17 protein-coding genes are annotated in these 20,340 nt (G+C 76.7%); 7 read left to right on the top strand and 10 right to left on the bottom strand.

What is annotated here, in order from left to right; genetic code table 11:
- Positions 1 to 53: 53 nt before the first annotated feature.
- The 5 genes from IEY37_RS07450 to IEY37_RS07430 all read right to left on the bottom strand — a co-directional run bounded on the left by IEY37_RS07450 (position 54) and on the right by IEY37_RS07430 (position 3,693).
- Positions 54 to 803 carry a hypothetical protein gene (locus IEY37_RS07450; protein ID WP_188940939.1) on the bottom strand — a complete coding sequence of 250 codons (750 nt, stop codon included), beginning with the start codon at positions 801 to 803 and terminating at the stop codon, positions 54 to 56.
- Positions 803 to 1,912: an ABC transporter ATP-binding protein gene (locus tag IEY37_RS07445; protein WP_188940938.1), complete on the bottom strand. Its 1,110-nt coding sequence runs from the start codon at positions 1,910 to 1,912 to the stop codon at positions 803 to 805. The genes IEY37_RS07450 and IEY37_RS07445 overlap by 1 nt, the downstream gene beginning before the upstream one ends.
- Positions 1,913 to 2,234: 322 nt before the next feature.
- On the bottom strand, positions 2,235 to 2,417 hold the full coding sequence (locus IEY37_RS07440) for a hypothetical protein (protein ID WP_188940937.1): 183 nt from the start codon (positions 2,415 to 2,417) through the stop codon (positions 2,235 to 2,237).
- A gap of 182 nt (positions 2,418 to 2,599) precedes the next feature.
- Positions 2,600 to 3,373: a hypothetical protein gene (locus tag IEY37_RS07435; protein ID WP_188940936.1), complete on the bottom strand. Its 774-nt coding sequence runs from the start codon at positions 3,371 to 3,373 to the stop codon at positions 2,600 to 2,602.
- Positions 3,370 to 3,693 (bottom strand): hypothetical protein, encoded by a 324-nt coding sequence (locus IEY37_RS07430; RefSeq protein WP_188940935.1) that lies wholly within the window; start codon positions 3,691 to 3,693, stop codon positions 3,370 to 3,372. Before IEY37_RS07430 ends, IEY37_RS07435 begins: the two co-directional genes overlap by 4 nt.
- A 178-nt stretch (positions 3,694 to 3,871) precedes the next feature.
- Between IEY37_RS07430 and IEY37_RS07425 the strand changes: the two genes are divergently transcribed.
- Positions 3,872 to 4,702 carry a P-loop NTPase family protein gene (locus IEY37_RS07425; RefSeq protein WP_188940934.1) on the top strand — a complete coding sequence of 277 codons (831 nt, stop codon included), beginning with the start codon at positions 3,872 to 3,874 and terminating at the stop codon, positions 4,700 to 4,702.
- A 70-nt stretch (positions 4,703 to 4,772) separates the two neighbouring features.
- Here the strand turns inward: IEY37_RS07425 and IEY37_RS07420 are convergent, their stop codons facing one another.
- Positions 4,773 to 5,432 carry a haloacid dehalogenase type II gene (locus IEY37_RS07420; protein WP_188940933.1) on the bottom strand — a complete coding sequence of 220 codons (660 nt, stop codon included), beginning with the start codon at positions 5,430 to 5,432 and terminating at the stop codon, positions 4,773 to 4,775.
- 210 nt (positions 5,433 to 5,642) lie between these two features.
- On the opposite strand from IEY37_RS07420, the gene IEY37_RS07415 reads away from it, so the two are divergent.
- The 3 genes from IEY37_RS07415 to IEY37_RS07405 all read left to right on the top strand — a co-directional run bounded on the left by IEY37_RS07415 (position 5,643) and on the right by IEY37_RS07405 (position 8,378).
- Positions 5,643 to 5,978 carry a WXG100 family type VII secretion target gene (locus tag IEY37_RS07415; protein WP_188940932.1) on the top strand — a complete coding sequence of 112 codons (336 nt, stop codon included), beginning with the start codon at positions 5,643 to 5,645 and terminating at the stop codon, positions 5,976 to 5,978.
- Between the two features lie 109 nt (positions 5,979 to 6,087).
- The gene (locus IEY37_RS07410; protein WP_188940931.1) at positions 6,088 to 6,381 is read left to right on the top strand and encodes a WXG100 family type VII secretion target; all 294 of its coding nucleotides are present in this window, start codon (positions 6,088 to 6,090) and stop codon (positions 6,379 to 6,381) included.
- Positions 6,382 to 6,644: 263 nt separating this feature from the next.
- Positions 6,645 to 8,378, top strand: coding sequence for an amylo-alpha-1,6-glucosidase (locus tag IEY37_RS07405; RefSeq protein ID WP_188940930.1), 1,734 nt, complete (start codon positions 6,645 to 6,647; stop codon positions 8,376 to 8,378).
- On the opposite strand, the gene eccCb is transcribed toward IEY37_RS07405, so the two are convergent.
- Positions 8,375 to 12,562: a type VII secretion protein EccCb gene (gene eccCb / locus IEY37_RS07400; RefSeq protein WP_188940929.1), complete on the bottom strand. Its 4,188-nt coding sequence runs from the start codon at positions 12,560 to 12,562 to the stop codon at positions 8,375 to 8,377. The two genes, IEY37_RS07405 and eccCb, sit on opposite strands and share 4 nt — an antisense overlap.
- A 164-nt stretch (positions 12,563 to 12,726) precedes the next feature.
- On the opposite strand from eccCb, the gene IEY37_RS22525 reads away from it, so the two are divergent.
- From IEY37_RS22525 to IEY37_RS07385, 3 genes are all read left to right on the top strand, one after another.
- Positions 12,727 to 14,067: an EsaB/YukD family protein gene (locus tag IEY37_RS22525; protein ID WP_188940928.1), complete on the top strand. Its 1,341-nt coding sequence runs from the start codon at positions 12,727 to 12,729 to the stop codon at positions 14,065 to 14,067.
- Positions 14,068 to 14,247: 180 nt separating this feature from the next.
- Positions 14,248 to 16,431 carry an Hsp70 family protein gene (locus IEY37_RS07390; RefSeq protein WP_188940927.1) on the top strand — a complete coding sequence of 728 codons (2,184 nt, stop codon included), beginning with the start codon at positions 14,248 to 14,250 and terminating at the stop codon, positions 16,429 to 16,431.
- 172 nt (positions 16,432 to 16,603) lie between these two features.
- Positions 16,604 to 17,401: a lipase family alpha/beta hydrolase gene (locus IEY37_RS07385; RefSeq protein ID WP_188940926.1), complete on the top strand. Its 798-nt coding sequence runs from the start codon at positions 16,604 to 16,606 to the stop codon at positions 17,399 to 17,401.
- 64 nt (positions 17,402 to 17,465) lie between these two features.
- Here the strand turns inward: IEY37_RS07385 and IEY37_RS07380 are convergent, their stop codons facing one another.
- From IEY37_RS07380 to IEY37_RS07370, 3 genes are read right to left on the bottom strand one after another with little or no spacing between them, the layout of a single operon-like run.
- Complete coding sequence (locus tag IEY37_RS07380; protein ID WP_188940925.1) at positions 17,466 to 18,275, bottom strand: ABC transporter permease; 810 nt, start codon at positions 18,273 to 18,275, stop codon at positions 17,466 to 17,468.
- Positions 18,272 to 19,204 carry an ABC transporter ATP-binding protein gene (locus IEY37_RS07375; protein ID WP_229674122.1) on the bottom strand — a complete coding sequence of 311 codons (933 nt, stop codon included), beginning with the start codon at positions 19,202 to 19,204 and terminating at the stop codon, positions 18,272 to 18,274. Before IEY37_RS07375 ends, IEY37_RS07380 begins: the two co-directional genes overlap by 4 nt.
- Positions 19,201 to 20,307: a sigma-E factor regulatory protein RseB domain-containing protein gene (locus IEY37_RS07370; RefSeq protein WP_229674120.1), complete on the bottom strand. Its 1,107-nt coding sequence runs from the start codon at positions 20,305 to 20,307 to the stop codon at positions 19,201 to 19,203. The genes IEY37_RS07375 and IEY37_RS07370 overlap by 4 nt, the downstream gene beginning before the upstream one ends.
- Positions 20,308 to 20,340 lie beyond the last annotated feature (33 nt).

Here is a 20,340-nt window from a genome sequence, read left to right as displayed (position 1 = left end):
GGGCGGACCGCACGCCGGGTGTCCGGCATGCCGGGTGTCCGGTCCGGTCGGGGTCAGGCGTCGCGTCGGCGGAGCACCACCGCGGCCACCGCCCAGAGCACCACCGCATAGCCGATGAAGGCGAGCAGCCCCTGCACCGGCGTCGGCCCGTTCGACGACAGCACGTCGCCGATGCTGGAGGCCCTGGTCGGCGAGACGAACGCGGCCCCGGCCTGGAACGGAAGCCACGGCTGGATTTTGGGTCCGACCGTCGGGATGATACCGATGAGCTGCTCGATGAGCAGCGGCCAGATCAGCAGGATGCTCACCGCTCCGGCGGACTGCCGCAGCAGCGTTCCGACGGCGACAGCGATCACCGCGGACACGGCGAACAGTGCCGCGAAGCCGGTGACCTCGCGCCAGACCTCGCCCTGCAGCACCAGCGAGCTGGGCGGGTCGGATGCCAGCGCCTTGCTGAAGAAGAAGGCGGCGAACGGGCAGATCACGCCGACGACCGCGCCGATGACCGCCAGCAGCACGGTCTTGGCCGTCAGCACCGAGGTCCGCCGCGGCGCGGCCAGGAACGTGGTCTTGAGCGTGCCGAAGCGGTACTCGGTGGTGACGGCCAGCGCCGCCATCACCATGAAGATGTCCTGTCCCAGCCCGACGCCGCTGAGGACCAGCCGCGGCTCGGCGTTCCGGCCGGCCTCGACGAGCCCGAACAGCAACGCGAACAGCAGGGAGGCGGCGAGCACCGCCGCCAGGCACCAGTACGGCGACCGGGTCGAGAAGAGCTTGATGCGCTCGACGGTCAGCAGGGACATCAGCGGGCTCCCGTCGGGGTCGTGTGGCCGGCGTGCGGCGGGGGCGGACCACCGGGCGGCCCGGCAGGACCGGCGGGGCCGGAGCCGGCCGGTGCGCCGGGATGCATCCCGCCGAACGGGCCGCCGGGACCGGGACCGCCGTAACCGGGACCGCCGTAACCGGGACCGCCGTAACCGGGACCGCCGGGGCCGGGACCGCCCGGCACCGCGGAGTGCCCGCCGTACTCGACGGCATCCCCGGTGAGCTGCATGAAGGCCTGTTCCAGCGAGCCGGTCACGCTGGCCAGCTCGTGCAGCACGATCCCGGCACGCCCGGCCAGCTCCCCCACCTGCTCGATCGGGCTCGCGGACACCGAGAGCGCACCGTCCTGCTCGCTGACCCGGATGCCCTGGCCGCGCAGCAGCTCCGCCAGCTGCGGCAGCTGCGGCGACCGCACCCGGACGGTGGTCTCGGTGGCGGCGGAGATGAACTCCTGGGTCGAGGCGTCGGCGATGAGCCGGCCGCGACCGATGACGACCAGGTGGTCCGCGGTGACGGCCATCTCGGACAGCAGGTGCGAGGACACCAGCACCGTCCGCCCGGCGGAGGCCAGCGACCGCATGAACTGGCGGATCCAGAGGATGCCCTCGGGGTCCAGGCCGTTCACCGGCTCGTCGAAGAGCAGCACCCGCGGGTCGCCGAGGATCGCGCCGGCCAGACCCAGTCGCTGCTTCATGCCCAGCGAGAACTTGCCCGCCGCCTTGCCGGCCACCGAGGACAGCCCGACGATGTCCAGGACCTCGTCGACGCGGCGACGCGGCAGCCCGTTCGAGGCGGCCAGCCAGCGCAGGTGGGACCGGGCGGTGCGGTTCGGGTGGATCCAGGTGGCGTCGAGCAGGGCGCCGACGACGGTCAGCGGGCGCTGCAGGTCGGCGTAGCGGCGGCCCTCGATGAGCGCCTGCCCGGACGACGGGTTGTCCAGCCCGAGGATCATCCGCATCGTCGTGGACTTGCCGGCGCCGTTCGGGCCGAGGAAGCCGGTGACGGTGCCCGGTCGCACGGTGAAGGAGAGATGGTCGACGGCGACGGTCTGGCCGTAGACCTTGGACAGGTCCGAGACCTCGATCATCGGCCGATCCTGTCACGTCACCCCTCCCGGGTGGGGCGAAGTCCGTCGACCGCGCGGCTCGACGCCGGTAACCACCCGGTCGGTCCACGAAGTGCCGGGGCGATCGCTGCAGGCGGTGACGGCGGTCGTCGCATCGACGTCCCGGGCGGCGCGGTGCGATGTCCGGGCGCTCGGCGCGGCGGCCGGCCCCGGTGCGGTCCTGGCCACCCAGCCACCGCTACCCCGGCCACCCGCGGCCACCGCGGCGACGCGAGTACTCGGACCCGCCCGGATCCCCCCGATGGCTCCTCGCCCCGGGTCGCCCGGTCGGTCCGGCGCCGTATCAGCGGCCGAGCAGCATCGAGACCCGGCTGCTGATCACCGCCGCTGCCACGATCACCGCCGCCAGCGCCGTGCCGGCCAGCAGCGCTGACAGGGGTCGGTGCGCCTCGCGTGGTCTGCGGTCGTGGCCGTGCAGCAGCAGCGATCGTGCCGTCGCGGACCGCACGGCATGGGCCTGCAGCACGGCTGCCGGCCGCGGCGGTATGCCTGCTCCGCCGCCCTGCGGCCCGGTCGCCACGCCGCCGCCCGTCGGTCCGGTCGCCACGCCGCCGCCCGTCGGTCCGGTCCCGAGGGCGCCGCTCGTCGGTCCGGTCCCGAGGGCGCCGCTCGTCGGCCTGGTCCCGACGCCGCCGCTCGTCGGCCTGGTCACGAGGCCCCCGCTCCGGGGCGGGCGGGGTCGACGCCGAGCACGACGGTGCCGAACCCGCGGCGGGTACCCGGTGGATCGGCCCGTGTCGGCCGCGGCCCGTTCCGTCCCGGCGGTCGGCCCGCCCCTGTCGGCGGAAGGCCTGCATCGGTCCCGTCGCCGGCCGGGTCGACCGTCACGCTGCGGCCCACGGACAGCACGACGTCGGTCACCGTGTCGGTCAGCGCGGCGTGGCCGACGGCGGACGCGACGACGACGGTCCAGGCCGTGCCGGGCAGCGGGACGAACAGCTGCAGCGTGGTGAGCCCCGTGCGCCGGCCGGTGTCCGGGGCGACGGCCGTGGTGCGGTCGGTGTGCAGCACGGCCGGCCCGGCCACGGCGGCGACGTCGCATCGGGTGCCGGTGCGCGGCAGCAGCCGGTGGACACGCGTGAGTGTCGCGGGCCGGTCGCCGCCGGCGACGGCGACGTGCAGCCCCGCCGTGGCGACGTCCCCGCCGGCCAGCCGCTGCACCGTCAGCAGGCTGAGCACCGCACCGGCCCGCTGGCACCGGGCGACCAGGTGGTCGAGGGCCGACACCGCGGAGCGGCGGTCCGCGGCCGGCAGCCGTCCGGCACCGAGCAGCCGGTCGACCAGCGCCTCGGCGCTGCGCCGCCACGTCGTCGGCGAGGTGTCCAACCGCGGCCAGTCGTCGGGCACCCGCAGCCGGACGGTCGGCGGTCCGGTCTCCCGCGGTCCGGTCTCCGGCCGGGAGACCGCGGCAAGGCCGGTCACACCGGACCTCCGGGCCGGATCGCGGGCGTCCCCGGGGCCAGAGCGGCGGCCAGCGCCCCGTCGGTCTCGGCGGCCAGCCGACCGATCCGGCCGCTGACCACGCCGAAGTCGCCGATGCTCTCGCCGAGCCGGCGCACGCTCGCCTCCCACTCGTCCCGGAACCGCTCCACCGCCACGCGGATGCGGTGCTGGTCGGCCGCCAGTCCGGTCACCTCGCCTGCGCCGTGCAGGCCGGAGCGGACTTCGTCGGCGACGGCGGTCAACCCGATGCCGACGGACTGCAGACCGTCGGGCGGGTACTGCGCGAACGGGGATCCCATGTCGCCTCCTGGGCCGTGCGGAGCGGTGGACCGGCGGCGCCGCGGCCGCCGCCGGTCGCTGCCGACGGTAGGAGGACCGGGAGCGGGGACGACGGAGTTGTCCACAGGCGGCGACCGGCGCGGTCGGTGTGCGGCACGATCGGTCCCCGGTCCGGCAGGCGAGACGACGGAGGTACCCGTGCGGCCGTTGGCGCGGATGCTCGGCGCCGTGTTCGCGCCCGGGCTGGGTGGGCAGGTGTCCCGCTTCCGGGCGGCCCAGTCGGCGGCCACCCGTGGGCAGGCCGTGCGCAGCGTCGCCGTCGTCGGGCTCGAGCCAGGGGAAGGACGCAGCACCGTCGTCGCCGTCGCGGCGGTGGCGGCCACGGCGTTCACCGACCTGTCGGTGACGGTGCTCGACGCGGTGGCAGCGGGCGGGCCGCGGCCGTCGGTGACGGAGTTGCTCGGCGGCGACCCGCAGCGGGCGGGGCTGGCCCGGTTGCTGCCGGAACCCGGCGAACCCGGCGGGCCGGTGTCCCGGGCCGCCGTGCGGGCGGCCCGCACCCCGGGTGCCGCGGTGCCCGTGCTCGGCGTCGGGCCGGCGGACGGCCCCGTCACCGCCACGGCGCTGCGGGCCGCGCTCGTCCGGTTGGAGCAGCGCACCGACCTGGTGCTGGTGGACACGCCGTCGGTGGCCAGCGACCCCGATCTGTTCGCCGGCGTCCTGGCCGTGGTGGAGCACGTCGTGGTGGTCGCCGGAGCAGGTGCGGACGCGGGCCACCGGGTGGCGGCCGTGCGGGACCGGATCGCACGCGGTCCCGCGCCCCTGGCGAACCGGGAGGTGTCCGTGGTGCTGGTGGACCGGGCCGGGCCGTCGCTCCGGCGCGGCCGGACGGATCCGTCGGCCACGGTGCTGCGCCGGGCGGCAGCGCTGCGGGACGGCCGGATCGACCGGATGGGGCGGGGCTCGGTCGTCGACGGGCTGGTGGTGGTGGCGACCCTGCTGCAGCGGGCGGGCGCGTCGGGGTCCTGACGCGGCGCCCGGCCTGCCGGTGCCTGCCGGTAAGCCGGTGCGGTCGGTGACCCCGGGGCCGGCGGTGCGGTCAGTCGCGCAGGGCCGTCGACAGCTCGACCAGGTCGCCGACGGACCAGTCCCAGTCGTCCCGGCCGTCCGGCTCCCCGTCGGGACGCCGGACGTAGGCGGTCCGCAGACCCTGCTCGGCGGCGGCCCGCAGGTCCCACGGGTGCGCGGCGACCATGACGACCTCCGCGGGATCGAGACCGAGCTGGTCCAGCAGGAAGCCGTAGACCTGCGGGTCCGGCTTCGTGGAGCGGACCATGCCGGCCGACAGCACCGCATCCCAGGTGATGCCCGCCGCCCTGGAGCAGTCGACGAGCGGCAGCAGCCCGGCGTTGGACAGGGCGACCACCCGGCACGTCCCCCGCAGCGCGGCGATGCCGCGGGCGCTGTCCGGCCACGCGGGCAGGCGCCGACCGACGGTCGCCAGCTCGCGACCGTGGTGCCGGTGGACCTCGGGTGCCACCTCGGCCAGCCCCTCGTCGATCAGGTCCTCCCACGGACGCCAGCCGGCCGTGCCGGCGGCGATCGCCGCCACGCGCGCGCTGATCCGGTCGAGCCAGCGGTCGACGAGACCGTCCGGGTCGTCGAGCCGGGCGTCGACCGCGGTGAGTGCGGCTCGGAATCCGCTGCGTTCGTCGAGGACCGTGCCGAGCACGTCGAAGACGGCGACCTGTGGTGCCACCGCCCCACCTTGTCAGGTGCCCTCGCGACGAGCGGGCCCGACCCCGGCGTGCGCGACGTGGCCCGAGTCCTCCCGGGACCGCCCCCGACGGCACCTGCCGGCGCTGTGGACAACCCCGACCCGGGCGCACCCGCGGCTCCTACGGTTCGCCGGTGACCTGCGCGGCGCCAGCCGGCCGCCGGAGGGGCACCCGAGCGAGAGGGGCTGGCCATGGGTCCGAAGTTCGCGGTCCGCGACGACGCCGTCAACCGGCACGCGACCCATCTGGAGACGGCGGAGGCGTCGATGAACGCACAGGCCGCCGCGTTCCTGGCCGCCGTCGAACCGCTGCCGGCCGAGTGGCGCGGCTCGTCCTACGCGAGCTGGAGCCGGCTCACCGAGGCGTGGAACGCCGCGGTCGCGGACCTCAACCGGGCGCTCGGTGCCATCCGGTCCTGCGTCCGCGACGCCGGAGGGCTCTACGACCGCTACGAGTCCCAGCAGACCGCCGCACTGGCCGCGGTGCACGGCGCCTCGGACTGGGACGGCGCGCGGTTCCGCTCCTGATCCGCTGCGGTCCGGCGATCGCGCGCCGTCCGGCCGCGCCGGTCGCCGGCCGCTCCACCCGGCGCCGGCCGCCCACCCGACCCACCCGAGCAGACCGAGGAGATCCACGATGAGCGTTTTCTCGTACAACGAGGCGACGGCCGAGGCCGCCGGCACCGACCTGGCCGGCGTCGTCCGTGGCCTCGAGGTCTCCCTGGCCGACCTCGGCGGTTTCGTCGCCGGAGTCCGCTCCCAGTGGGACGGCGACGAGCAGGAGACCTACGCGGCCGTCCAGGCCCGCTGGGACCGGGCGGCCGGGACCGTGCAGGAGATCCTCGGAGCCGTGACGCGGGCGCTGGAGTCCACGACCACGTCGGTGCGGGACATGCGGGCGCAGGTCCGGGGAGCGCTGTCGGTGCACTGAGTGGGCGGCGGTCGCCGGCCGGTCGGGCGTCCGCCCGACGACGCGCCCGGTCCCAGGCGTGGAGCGAGGCGGTCCTGCGCCGGACGGACGGGTCGGAACCGGCCGGGGTCCTCGGCCTGCCGCTGTCCGCCGGACGCACCCGCACGTCGGCGCCTCCCCCCGCCGGGACGGCCTGCGGCACGGTGGTCACCATCGAGGTACCGGGGACGACCACGCCGCCCTCGGCTCCCGATCGGACGCGCCGAGCGGAAGGCCAGGCAACCGTGACCGACACCGTCACCTACTCGATCCTCGAGACGCCCTTCTCCCTCTCCGGCTCCTGGCTCTGCCTGTCCCCGGTGGTGGCGGAACACCGCACGGAACGGGACGTCCACCTGGTCAGTCACCGGATCGGGCTGCACCCGGTGCTGGCGCTGAGCCCCCACCTCGACGGCCGCCGCGTCGACACGGAGATCGTCGCGACGCCGGAGTCCCTGACCTGGCGGGCGGACGGGGTCCGCATCGAGGCCGCCTTCGAAGCGGTCGACACGATCCGGATCCGTGGGCGCGGCGCGAGCCTGCACCTGGATGCGGCCACGTCGACGCTCACTCCGTTCAGCGGCTCCTACTCGTTCGTCGACCCCGTCGACGGGTCGCTGGTGCACACGTCGTACGAGACCGGACACCGGTACCGGATCACGACCGTGGCCGGGCGGACACACGTGTCGGGTGACCAGGCCCTGGGCAGCGCGGACCGCCGAGCGGTCGTCGCGCCGGACGGATCCGGTGACTGGGAGATCGCGATCGAGGAGTTCGCCACGTCGCGGGAGCCGTACGTACCCGCGAGCAGCTTCGACGAGGTCCGGCACCGGATCGGCGGCGAGTTCTCGCGGTTCCTCGACGACGTGGCCCCGTGGCGCAGCGACCGCACACCGGCCGCCGCCCTCGCGGCCTACGTGGTGTGGTCCGCGACCGTCGACAGCGCCGGCTTCCTGCGCCGACCCGCGGTCCTGATGTCCAAGCACTGGATGGACAAGGTCTGGAGCTGGGACCACTGCTTCAACGCGCTGGCCCTGGCCGGCGCGCGTCCCGAGCTGGCGCTGGGCCAGTTCCTCACGCCCTTCGACCACCAGGAGCCCGGCGGTGCGCTGCCGGACTCGGTGACCCACTCCGAGGTGCTCCACAACTTCGTCAAACCACCCGTGCATGGATGGGCGCTGCGGGATCTGCGCCGGCGGCTGCCCGGCGACCTCACCGCGGACACCCTGCACGAGGTGTACCGGCGGCTCTCCCGCTGGACCCGGTTCTGGCTCGACCGCCGGCGGGCGCCGGGCCACGCCCTCGCGCACTACCAGCACGGCAACGACAGCGGCTGGGACAACGCCACGGTCTTCGACGCCGCCAGAGTGGTCGAGACCGCCGATCTGGCCGCGTTCCTGGTGCTGCAGCTGGAGGTGCTGGCCGGACTCGCCGCCGAGCTCGGGCTCGTCGCGGACAGCGAGGAGTGGACCGGGCTGGCCGACGGGATGTTGCAGGCGCTCGTCGAACAGCTGTGGGACGGCGACCGTTTCGCGGCCAAGGACGCGACGACCGGAGCGCTGTCCCACGCCGACAGCCTGCTCAACCTCCTGCCCCTGGTGCTGGGGGAGCGGCTGCCGGCGCACATCGCCGGCCGGCTGGTCGCTCGACTGCCCGCCCATCTCACCGACTGGGGCCTGGCGACCGAGCCGGTCGGGTCCGCCCGGTACCTGCCGGACGGCTACTGGCGCGGACCGGTCTGGGCGCCGTCCACCGTGCTGCTCGAGGACGGCCTGCGGCGCGCCGGGTACGCCGAGCTGGCCGACGAGGTCGCCGACCGGTTCCTGCGGCTGTGCGAGAGGTCCGGCTTCGCGGAGAACTTCGACGCCGTCAGCGGCGCGGGGCTGCGGGACCGCGCCTACACCTGGACCGCGAGCGCCTACCTCCTGCTCGCCGGAGACCGGGAGGTCCGCGCCCGAGCGGCGGCCTCGCGGGGCTAGGGCGCGGTGCTGTCGGCGGCGCCCGGGTAGGCGAGCTGCACCGGCTGCGGAGGGCGCCCGCGGCGGGCCAGCAGCCCGCGGCCGGCCGGCTGCGGCGACAGGTGGACACCGGGGTGGATCGGCCCCTCCTGGCGGTCCCCGGACAGCAGCACGGCCGTGGCGCCAACGTCGCGCAGGCGCTGCAGCAGCGGTTCGTAGAGGGCCCGGCCGACGCCTCCCGAGCGCCGGCACACCACCAGGTGCAGGCCGAGATCCCGCGACTGGGGCAGGAACTCGATGAGCGGCGCCAGCGGACCCGGCCCCCCGGACCCCAGCAGGTCGAGGTCGTCGACGAGCACGTAGATGTCGGGACCGCTCCACCACGACCGGGCGCGCAGCACCGCGGCGGGGACGTCGTCCGGTGGTAGGCGCCGGCGGAGCTCGTCGGCCAGACCGAGCGCCATCCCGGCTGCCGCCTGCACCGTGCCGGCGTAGGCGCCGAGGTAGGCCTCGGGCACCGCGTCCAGCAGCGTCCGGCGCACGTCGACCACGGCGAGGACGGCCTCCTGGTCGGACCACCTCCGGGTGACCTCGTGGACCAGCAGCCGCAGGAACGAGGTCTTGCCGGCCTCGGCGTCCCCGACCACCAGCAGGTGCCGATCGGCGCCGGTCGGGTCCAGCAGCACCGGGCTCAGGTCGGTGGCGTCCACACCCAGCACGAGGCCGTCCGGGACATCGGGCCGGCCGGCCAGCTCGGCGAGGTCGACCACTGTCGGGACCAGCCGGACGGGCGGGACGGGCGGACCGGTCCAGGCGTCGGCGACCGCCGCGACCAGGGCGGCGGTGTCCCGCGGCCCGGTCGCCTCGCCCGGCGGGCCGCCGGCGACCACGGGCAGGGCCACCTGGGCCTGCAGGCCGCCGGCGATCACGCACCGGCCGGGCGTACCGGGTCGGACAGCGGCGGCGGACCTCCGGTCGACGACCGAGTCGCCCGGGTCGTTCAACCGGAACTCGATCCGGGTGCCGATCGCCGCCTGCAGCTGCATCCGCAGATCGGACCAGCGACCCGCGGCGACGACGACGTGGATCCCGTAGCCGGCGCCCCGCGCGGCCAGCTCCTGCACCGGCTCGACGAGGTCCTCGAAGTCGGCGCGCAGCACCGGATGGTCGTCGACCACCAGCACCAGGTCGGCGACCGGCAGGTCGGGCAGCCGGCCGCTGCGCCAGCGGTGGCGCAGGTCGTCCACCGACTCGATCCCGTGCTGCGCGAACAAGGACTCGCGCCGGGCGAGCGCGGTCGTCACCTCGGCGACCGTGCGGCGCACCCGCTCCGGGTCGGTCCGCGGTGCGACACCGGCCACGTGCGGCAGTCCGGCCAGCAGTCGCAGCCCGCCACCGCCCAGGTCCAGGCAGTAGAAGGCGACCTCGCCGGGCCGGTGCGACAGCGCGGCCGACAGCACCAGGGTGCGCAGCGCCGTCGACTTCCCGGTCTGCGGCGCGCCGAGCACGGCCAGGTGCCCGGCCGACGCTGCCAGGTCGAGCACCAGCGGTTCCTGCCGCTGCTCCGCGGGCCGGTCGACCAGTCCCAGCGCCACCCGCAGCCGACCCGTCCGCGGCGCGGTGGCGGTGGTCGTGTCGCTGACCCCGGGCATGTCGCTGACCCCGGCCGTGTCGCTGACCCCGGCCGTGTCGCTGACCCCGGCCGTGCAGTGGGTCTCGGGGCGGGGCAGCGACCCGGCGAGCCGCAACCCGTACCCGGGTTGTCGCGCGGGTGCGCCGACGACGGCGTCCAGCGGCAGCGCGGCGGGCAGCGGTGGCAACCAGATCTGCGGCACCCGGCCGGCGGCCTCCGCGAGCCGGCGCACCACCACGTCGAGCACCGTCGGGGCAGGGTCGTCCACCGGCGGCAGGTCCACCGGCCGGGGTGTCGCCGACCCGCACAGCGCGGCCAGGTATCCGGCGGTGTCGTTGAAGTAGGGGTAGGGCATCGCCACCGGTGGCGTGTCCGCGGCGGGACGCACCTCGGCCGGCGGCCGGTACCGAGCCGAGACGTAACCCGACCGGAAGCGCTGGAACACTGTGGTGTCGACCTTCAGATAGCCCGTGCCCGGCTCGGGCGGCAGCTCGTAGGCGTCCGGCACGCCGAGCACCGTCCGCGACTCCGCGGCGTTGAAGGTGCGCAGGCCCAGCCGGTACGACAGGAACGACTCCAGCCCGCGCAGCCGGCCCTCTTCCAGGCGCTGGCTGGCGAGCAGCAGGTGGACGCCGATCGACCGGCCGACGCGGCCGATCGCCAGGAACAGCTCGATGAAGTCGGGCCTGGCGGTGAGCAGCTCGCCGAACTCGTCGACGACCACCAGCAGCGCGGGCAGCGGCGCCGCGCACGCCGGGTCGCCCCGGTCCCGGCGCCGCTGGTACTCCGTGCGGTGCGGCAGGTTGCCGGCGTCGGCCAGAACCCGTTGCCGCCGAGTGATCTCGCCGAACAGGGCGTCGTGCATCCGGTCCACCAGCCCGGCGTCCGCGGACAGGTTGGAGATCATCGCGGCGCAGTGCGGGAGCGCCTCCAGCCCGGCGAAGGTCGCACCGCCCTTGTAGTCGACGAGCACGGTGGACAACAGCTCCGGCGGGTGCGCACACGCCAGCGAGAGCACCAGCGTGCGCAGCAGTTCCGACTTGCCGGACCCGGTGGCGCCCACGCACAGGCCGTGCGGACCCATGCCGCCCTGCGCCGGTTCCTTGAGGTCCAGCACGATCCGCTCGCCGGCCGGGCCGCGCCCGATCGGCACCCGCAGCAGGTCCGCCGGGTCACGGGGGCCGGACCACCCGGCGCGGGGATCCAGCGTGCCGGGGTCGGCCAGGTCCAGCAGGTCGGCAACAGGGGTCGGCCGGGTCGGGGTCGGTCCCGACCCGGCGGCCGGCGCCGGGCCGGTGGACAGCCGGACCGCGGACAGCTCCGCGCGCAGCGCCTGGACCGCCCAGCCCGGCACCCGGTCCGGCGTCCCGGCGGTGGCGCCCGCCGCCCGGCGGCGGACGTCCGCCAGGTCCGGATCGGCCGCCCGCCGCAGGTCCTCGACGCGGACAGCGTCGCCGGCCACCGACAGCCGGACGTCGACCCGGCCCGGCTCGTCCTCCCGGCGGTGCACCAGCGTCAGGACATGCACGCCGAGATCCGCGGGTGAACGGGCGGCCGGGAACTCGGCGAACGGGTCCGGCGCGGGGCCCGCCGTGCCGTCCAGCAGGACGACCAGGGCGGGGCCGAGAGCGGCCGGATCCGCCGGGCGTCCGCCGCCCGACCGCGCGACGGCGGCGGCGCGGCGGCGCAGCTCCGGCCCGAGCAGGACGGCCAGGTCGTCCGGATGCTCGGTGGCCAGCCGGGCCGGGGCGGCGCCGTCCGTCCGGGACTCGGACAGCTGGTGCGGCAGCCATTTGAGCCAGTCGAGCCAGCCGGCCGCGCGGCGCGGCACGCAGGTGACCAGCCGCACCTCGTGCGGTCCGTGGGTGGTGACCAGCTGGGCGAGCGCGGCGGTCACGGTCGCCCGCAGCGGCTCCGGCGGACCGATCAGGCTGACCCGCCCGGCCAGCGGCAGGCAGACCGGCATGCCGGGGACCAGGCGGGAGCGGTCGACGAGACGGCGCAGCGCCGCGCCGGTCACCGGGTCCGGCTCGGCCACCGGGTCCCGCGTGGCGGCCGTGGTCACCCGGGCGAACAGCGGTGCGGTCCCGGTCCCGACCCGGACGACGAGGTGGTCGGGGTCGCCGGGACGGCGTTCCCAGAGCCGCCGGGGGTCCGCGGCGAGCAGCGGCAGGGTCTCCGGGTCGGGGTGGCGGTCGACCGCGGACCTGCGTTGCGCCGCGACCGCGGTGACCAGCTCGCCGCGGATCCGGTCCAGGTAGTCCAGGTAGCGGCGCCGCAGGTCGGCGGAGCGCCGGGCGGCACCCGTCCGCTGCGACAGGTACAGCACGACCGCGCCGAGCACGGTCGCGGCCAGCAGGACCCCACCGGCGATCAGCATCAACGGGCTGCGGTTGGCGACGACCACCACCAGGGAACCGGCCCCGCCGAGGACGGGCATGAGCACCTGCAGGACGCCCTGGCCCCCGCCGCCGGGCTGCGGGAGGACGGGCGGCGGCAGCACCTCCACCGGCCGGTCCGCCGGTGCCTCGGGCAGGCCGCGCGCCGGCCGGTGCACCAGCCGCTGGGTCACGTCCGCCTCCCGCCGGCTGTGTGGACAACGCCCCCGGCTGGGACGTCGCCCGGCCTACGCTACGGCCCGACGGCATCCCGCAACGGAACCCACTTCTCTTTGTGGACAACCTTTCTCGGGTCGCCGGCGCGGGCTCTGTGAGGTGCGGTCCGAGGACGGGAGAGGTGCGGGTGGGGACGCGGTTCACCAGGGTGACGGTCGTCGGCGACGGGCGGCAGGTCGACGTCTCGCTGCCCGCCGACGCCCGGTTGGGCACGCAGATGCCGTCGCTGCTGCGGCTGCTGTCCGTGGCGCCCGCGCACCGTCCGGTCGCCTGGCGGCTGGCCGGCCCCGAGTACGGGGTGTTGTCGCCGGGCCGCTGCCTGGACGAGTACGGCGTGCTCGACGGCGCGACGCTGCACCTGACGGACGGCGCCACCGGACCGGCGCCGCCCTTCCTCGACGACACGGACGGCGCGGCGGAGGACGACGTCCAGGACGGGATCGCCCGGGCGGTCGCGGAGATCGCGCCGTCCTGGTCCGGCGCCGCCCGGCGCTGCGGCGCTGCCGTGCTCGCGGCCGGGCTGCTGCTCGGGTGGATCGCCGTCGGCCTGGGCAGTGCCGGTCCCGCACGACTGTGGGCGCCCGCGGTCGCGCTGCTGGTCGCCCTGCGGCTGGCCGCGACGCCGGGAGCCGGCGGCTGGGTGGCCGGTGCCACGGCGGTACCGGCGGCGGCGGCGCTCGCGGTGGGTCTCGGCGCCCGGTTGCCTGCGGCGGGACCGGTCGTCGTCGCGGCCGCCGGCGCGCTGGCGGCAGTGGCAGCGATCCGCCGGTCCCCGCCGGCGCTCGCGGGTGCGGCCGTCGTGGCGGTGCAGGCGGTGGCGGCGCTCGTCGCCGACCGGGCCGGGATGCCGCCGGAGCGGACGGCCGGCATCACCCTGCTGGCGGCGGTGCTCTCGGTCGGCCTGGCCGGACAGCTCGCGGTCGGCGGTGCGGGGGTGCTACCTCTACTGGTCGCCGACGAATCCGGCGCCCCGGTGCTGCGACGGTCCGTCCGGTCGGCCGTCCGGCGCGGTCTCGGCGTCGCGACCGGGGTGCTGTGGGCCGCGGCGGCGACGGGCGGCGTGGCGGTGTGGCAGCTGGTCGCGCGCGGCAGTGGAGGCTGGGCGGCGATGGCCGGTGTGGTCGGCGGGGCGGCCTGCGGGTTGCGGTGCCGGATGTTCAGCCGGGCGCGTCACGTGCTTCCCGCGCTGGCCGTCGCGGCCGTCACCGCCGCCGCCGTGGCCGTCGCCCTTCCCCGGTGGTTCCCGGGCTCGCCTCTGGGCCCGGCCGGGTCCACGCTCGCCGGTCTGGCGGTGGCGACCGCGGTGGTCGTGGCGGCCGGCGCGCCGAGGCTCTCGGACGTCGGCCGCGCCCGGTGGGCGTGGCTGTGCGACCGGTTGGAGGTGGCGGCGCTGGTGGCGTTCGTGCCCGCGCTCGTGCTGCTGTTCCGGGTCGTGCCGGCGGTACAGGGGTGGTGGAGGTGAGCGCCGGGTCCGGCCGTGCGGGGGTCACCGGGCAGCTGCCGGGCGCCGCCCGGTCGTCCCCGTCCCGGCGCCGGTCCCCGTCCCCGGTTCCGGCTTGTGACGCGGCGCGCGGCGGTCCGGTGCGGACGGCGGTCGTCGGTCGGCGCGACCGCCCACGGGCGGTGACGGTGCCGTGTCACCATGGGCGGCCGGGCCGAGGGCGCCGGGTCACCGGCGGGACGGACGGGCATGCGGGTACTGGCGATCGACTTCGGCACCTCCAACACGGTGGCGGCACTCGCCGTGGACGGGCAGGCGCCGCGGACCGTCACCTTCGACGCGTCGCCCCTGCTGCCCTCGTGCGTGTGGCTGGCCGCGGACGGGGACGTCCACACCGGCCGGGACGCGCTCCGCCAGGCGCGGCGGGATCCGACCCGCTTCGAGCCCAACCCCAAGCGCCGGATCGACGACGGCGAGGTCCTGCTCGGCGACCGCGTCGTGCCCGTGGTCGAGCTGATCGCCGCGGTGCTGCGGACGGTGGCGCAGGAGGTGCGCCGGCAGTTCGGCGGGCTGCCGCCGGACGAGGTGCGGCTGACGCACCCGGCGCCGTGGGGAGCGAGCCGGCAGAACACCCTGGTCGCCGCGGCTCGGGCGGCCGGGTTGGGGTCGTCGCACCTGGTGCTGATCCCGGAGCCGGTCGCCGCGGCGGCGCAGTTCACCCGGCTGCCCGGCCGTGCGCTGCCTCCGGGCGGCACCGTGGCGGTCTACGACCTCGGCGGCGGCACCTTCGACGCTGCGGTCGTCGGCCGCACCGGCGACGTGCCGACCCGGCCGGGCGAGCTGCCCGGCGAGTTCCACGTGCTGGCCGAGGGTGGCCTGACCGACCTGGGCGGGCTCGACCTGGACCAGACCGTGCTGGACCACGTCGGTCGGGACGCCGCGGCCGTGGACGCCGACCGGTGGCAGGCGCTGCTGCACCCGGTCGATCCGCTGGGCCGACGGGCGGCCAGGGCCGTGGTCGAGGAGGTGCGCGCCGGGAAGGAAGCGCTGTCCCGGCACCCGCAGACCGACGTCGCACTGCCCGAACCGTGGACGGACGCGCACCTAACCCGGCAGGAGTTCGAGGCGCTGGTCCGCCCGCAGCTGTCCCGGTCGGTCGACGTCCTGCAGGCCACCCTGCGGGCGGCCGGGGTCGCACCCGATCGGCTGACCGGCGTCTTCCTGGTCGGCGGCTCCTCCCGCATCCCGCTCGTGGCGCAGCTGATCCAGGCCCGCACCGGCGTCACGCCGGTGGCGCTGGACCAGCCGGAGACGGCGGTGGCGCTCGGCGCCCTGCTGGTTCCGGTGCGCCGCGACGGCCAGCGCACCGTCGCCATCGTCGACCGTCCGCCGGCCGACCTGGCTCCGGCCGGCCGTGGCGTCACCGGCCCCCTGCCGGCGGCCGGTCCGCCGTCGACGGGATGGGCGCCCGGGTCGGTGGCGACCGGTCCGGGACCGGTGGGTCGCGGCGGGCAGCCGGGCGGGCAGCACGGTGGGCCGGTGCCGGGCCGTGCCGGCGCCGGCCCGGGCGGTGCAGCCGGTGCCGGCGCGGTGGGTGGCCGCGCCGGCCGGCGCGGACGGTGGGTGGCCGCCGCGGTCGCGGTGGTCGTGCTCGCCGCGGCCGGCGTGCTGCTGGTGTTGCGGCCGTGGGCCGCGCCCTCCACCGCGTCCACGGTGTCCACCGTGTCCTCGGCGTCCACGGCGTCCACGGCGTCCACGGTGCCCACAGGTGCGTCGGCATCCGGGTCACCGTCCGGCACGGCGGCGTCCTCGGCCGGCGGTACGGCCGCCGCCCCGGGATCCGGCGGCTCGCCCGGTGGTGCGGGCAGCTCCGCCGCGACGTCCGGACCGGCCGGGCAGCCGTTCACCGCGGGGGAGTCGGCGTTCCTCGGCGCCTCCGCCGCCCGCCTGGCCGACTGCGCCGACGTGACGTCGGGCTACAACTCCGCGGTGACGCCGACGCTGGCCGTGGACCGCGCCGTGCGCTGCTCCGTGCCCGAGGACTTCGCGGACCCGATCATCGACCGGACGCTGCTCTACGTCCTGACCGCCCGCGAGGCCGACGCGGCGGGCTGGGTGGACCGGGCGGTGAGCCAGCGCGTCGTCGACAAGGCCTACCCGGACGCCGACCGCGACCAGCGCTACCAGGACGGCGGCACCGCGGGTCGGGTGGTCACCGCCGTGGAACTGCCGGCGCTGGGGCGGACGTCGTCGGGTCGGGGCGTCTCGGTGCTGGCGTGGACCGCCGACGGGAAGCCGTACGTCGGCGTGGTCTCCGCGCAGGGCTACACCGGCGCCGCGGACCTGATGGGGTTCTGGTCCGCCCGGTTCGAGCCGCGCGGCTGACCCCGTCGGGCGCCGACCGGTCACCGGACGCGCCGGCCTGCGCGGCGCAGCGGGTCGCATCGAACCGCGCAACGCGGCGCACCGGGTCGTGACGAACCGCGTGACCCGGCGCACCGGGCCGTGACGAACCGCGACGAACCGCGCGACCCGGCGCACCGGGATAGTGGACGGGGTGTTCGCCGGCCTCGCTCCCGCCCGCCGGCGACTGCTGCTGGCCGTGCTGGGGGTGGTCGTCGCGGCCCTGGTGACGGTCGGGGTCGTCGCGCTGGTCCCGCGGCACGCCGCGGTCGCCGACCAGTCGCGGCCGGGTCCGGTGCTCTTGGTGCCGGGCTACGGCGGGTCGACCGGCTCGTTGCAGCAGCTCGCCGACCGGATCGGCGCCACCGGTCGCGACGCCACCGTGGTGTCGCTTCCCGGCGACGGCACCGGCGACCTGCGGGCATCCGCGGCGGTGCTCGGCGACGCGGTCAGGGCGGCGATCCGCCGGACCGGCGCCTCGAGCGTGGACGTCGTCGGCTACTCGGCAGGCGGCATCGTCGCGCGGCTGTGGGTCGCCGACGGCGGCGGCGCCGCGCTCGCCCGCCGCGTCGTCACCCTCGGCAGCCCCCACCACGGGACCGAGCTGGCCGACCTGGCGGTCAGCGTGGCCGCCGACCCCTGCCCGGAGGCGTGCCGGCAGCTGGCCGGCGACAGCGACCTGCTGCGCCGGTTGAACGCCGGCGACGAGACCCCGGCCGGACCCACCTGGGTGTCCATCTGGACCACCCAGGACCGCACGGTCACGCCACCGGACTCGGCGCGGCTGGCCGGCGCGGTGAACCTGCCGGTGCAGTCGGTGTGCGCGGACGCGTCCGTCGACCACGGCGGGCTGCCGCGGTCCCCGCTGGTGCAGGCCATGGTGCTGGCCGAGCTCGGCGCGGGGGAGCCGGTGGCGCTCACCCCGGCCGACTGCCGCCGGCTCCGGTCCTGACCCGGACCTCCAGCACCCTCCGACCACGCGCCACCAGAGCCGCCGCGCGCCCCCGGCGGGAACCTCAGCTCTTGACGTCCTTGGTGGCGAAGTTCGCCCAGGACGCGGCGAGCAGCACGCCGACGTAGACGCCCTGCAGGCCCAGTCCCCGGCTGACGTCCCGCCACAGGATCGGGTCCCGGAAGAGGTCGACGAAGGCCAGCCAGTAACGGGTCGGCAGGTACGGCGCGATCGGCGCCGCGGCGTCCAGGGTCAGCAGCAGCGACGAGGCGATCAACACCGCGAGCGCACCGAGCGTTGCGCCCAGCGGCGAGTCGGTGAGCGTGGAGAAGAACAGCGCGAACGCGGCCACCCCGCACATCGACACGACGACGTAGCCGATGGCCAGCGCGGTGCGGCCGGCCAGCTGGCCGGCGGTCAGCGTGGTGCCGGACACCGAGGTGCCGGCCAGCGGCTGCGCCTGGAACAGCGTCGTCCCGAGCAGGAACCCGACCGCCGCCACGATGAGCACGGTGACCAGCACGAACACCAGGACCGCGACCAGCTTCCCGACGAGCAGCCGGGTCCGCCCGGCCGGCCGGGCGAGCAGGTACCGCAGCGTCCCGGCCTGCGCCTCGCCGGCCACCGAGTCCCCCGCAACGACCGCGACGGCGATCGGCAGGAACAGCGGCAGCACGATGCCCAGCGCGGCCAGCGGGAACAGCGCGCCGTTGGTGAGCACGGCCGACAGGAACGCCGGGCCCTGCCCGGGTCGCGGCGCCAGGTCGGTGACCGCCAGCAGCACCGCGACCACGATGGGCAGGGCGTTGAGCACGCCGATCGTGGCCCACGTCCGCGGGCGGCGGAACAGCTTGCGCAACTCCACGGCGATCACGGCGCCTCCACCCGGTCGGTGCTGGTGCCGGCCGCCGCCAGCACGACCTCCTCCAGCGTCGGCCGCTCCAGGGCCAGCCCGGTCACCGGCACGCCGGCGGCCACCAGCCGGGCGTTGACCTCGGCCGGGTCGTCGCCGCGGACCACCACGCGCTGCCCGTCGACGGCGCGCACCCGCCCGTCCAGGGTGGCGGTCACCCGCTCCGGCTGCGGGGTGGTGACCACCGTGGCGCCCGTGGGTGCGGTCAGCACGGACAGCTGCTCCTGCAGCACCAACCGCCCGCGGTCGAGCACGCCGACCCGGGTCGCCATCTGCTCGACCTCGGCCAGCAGGTGGCTGGACAGGAACACCGTCGTCCCGTCGCGGTGCAGGTCCAGCAGCAGGGCGCGCATCTCGGCGATGCCCTGCGGGTCCAGCCCGTTCGTCGGCTCGTCCAGCACGAGCAGTTCGGGTCGGCGCAGCAGGGCACCGGCCAGCCCGAGGCGCTGCCGCATGCCCAGCGAGTAGGCCCGCACCGGCCGGCGGCCGACGCCGGCCAGGCCCACCTGCTCCAGCACCGTGTCGACGCGCGACCGGCGGGTGCGCCGCACGCCGCCCGGACCGGAGGCGTCGAGCAACGACAGGTTCTCCCGGCCCGACAGGTGGCCGTAGAAGGCCGGACCCTCGATCAGCGCGCCGACCCGCGGCAGCACCCGCCGGCCGGCGCGGGGCATGCGCTGACCCAGCACGTGCACCTCACCGCGGGTGGGCAGCACCAGCCCGAGCAGCATCCGCACGGTGGTGGTCTTGCCGGAGCCGTTCGCGCCGAGGAACCCGTAGACGTCGCCGGGCCGCACGTCCAGGTCGATGCCGTCGACGGCGTGCACCCGCCCGTAGGTCTTGGTCAGCCCGCGGGTGGCGATCACGGTGGCCCCGGTGGCGGCGGTCATGCCGCGGCCAGCCCGGGCAGCGCGCGCGCCGCCTGCGCCAGCGCGTCGGTGGTCACGGTGCCGGTGAGCAGGTATGCCGGGACGCCGCTGTCACCGGCCAGCAGGATGCCGAGCGGGCCCGCGGTGAGCCGGACGCCGAGCTGGTCGCGCACCGCGTCCGGGTCCGCGGCCGCCGCCCGCGACAGGTCCACCGCCACCCCGTAGGGCAGCGGCACCACCGCGAGCAGGGTGACGCCGCGGCCGTACAGCCCCACGGCGGGCGGCGCGCCGGCGACCGTCCGGCGCGGCAGCCCGGCGAGCGTGCCGGGGAAGCTCACCGACGACAGCCGGCGTCCCGCCTCGTCCAGCACGTCGTCGCCGCTGCCGGCCCGGACCCGGGCGTCGGCGGGCGGGGCGAACGCGGTGACGGCGGCACCCGGGTCGCCGAGCGCGACGTCCAGGAACCGGGTGTCGACGGCGGGCCGGCCGGCGCCCTTGCCCCAGACCTGGACCTGCAGCGGCAGGCCGCTGCCGGCGTCGACCCAGACGTCGACCCGGGCGACCGACGCGGCGGCGTCCGCGGGCACCACCCGCAGCGCCAGGGCGTCGCGGCCGGCGACCCGGTCGGCGCCGGCGCGGGACAGCTCCGCGGGCCGTGCCTCGGACAGCAGCCGCCGGGCCAGGGTGGTGGGCAGCAGGTCACCGGCGGCGGGCAGCGCCAGCCCACCGGCGGAGACGTCCCGCACCGCCCGGTCGGCCTCGAAGTCCCAGGTCCAGCGGCCGTCGGTGTCCTGGTGGACGTCGGTCTCGCCGGCCGGCGTCAGCACGTCGACCCGGTTGTCCGCCGGCCCGCGCCACCACACCCGCATCCGGGTGCGGCTGCTGAACAGGTCCGCCACCGAGCCGAGCTGGTCGGTGGCCGGGAGTGCCAGGCCGCCCGCGGACTCGGCGTACCCGGAGAAGTCGACGTCGGTGCTGGACAGGGCGGCGGCCCGCAGCTCCGCCGCGGACCGGTCCGCGTCCGGTGCCGGCCACGCCCCGATGACCACGGGCAGCGCGACCAGGACCGCGACCAGACCGGTCACCAGGGCCCAGCGCCGCGCGGCACCGCTCCCCTGTGCCATGCGGACCACGGTACGGAAGCCGTCCGGGTCGCC

Source organism: Nakamurella endophytica, assembly GCF_014646215.1.
GTDB classification, from domain to species: domain Bacteria; phylum Actinomycetota; class Actinomycetes; order Mycobacteriales; family Nakamurellaceae; genus Nakamurella; species Nakamurella endophytica.
The sequence above is the reverse complement of the archived record's forward strand: the minus strand, read 5'-3'. Positions and strand labels throughout refer to the sequence as shown.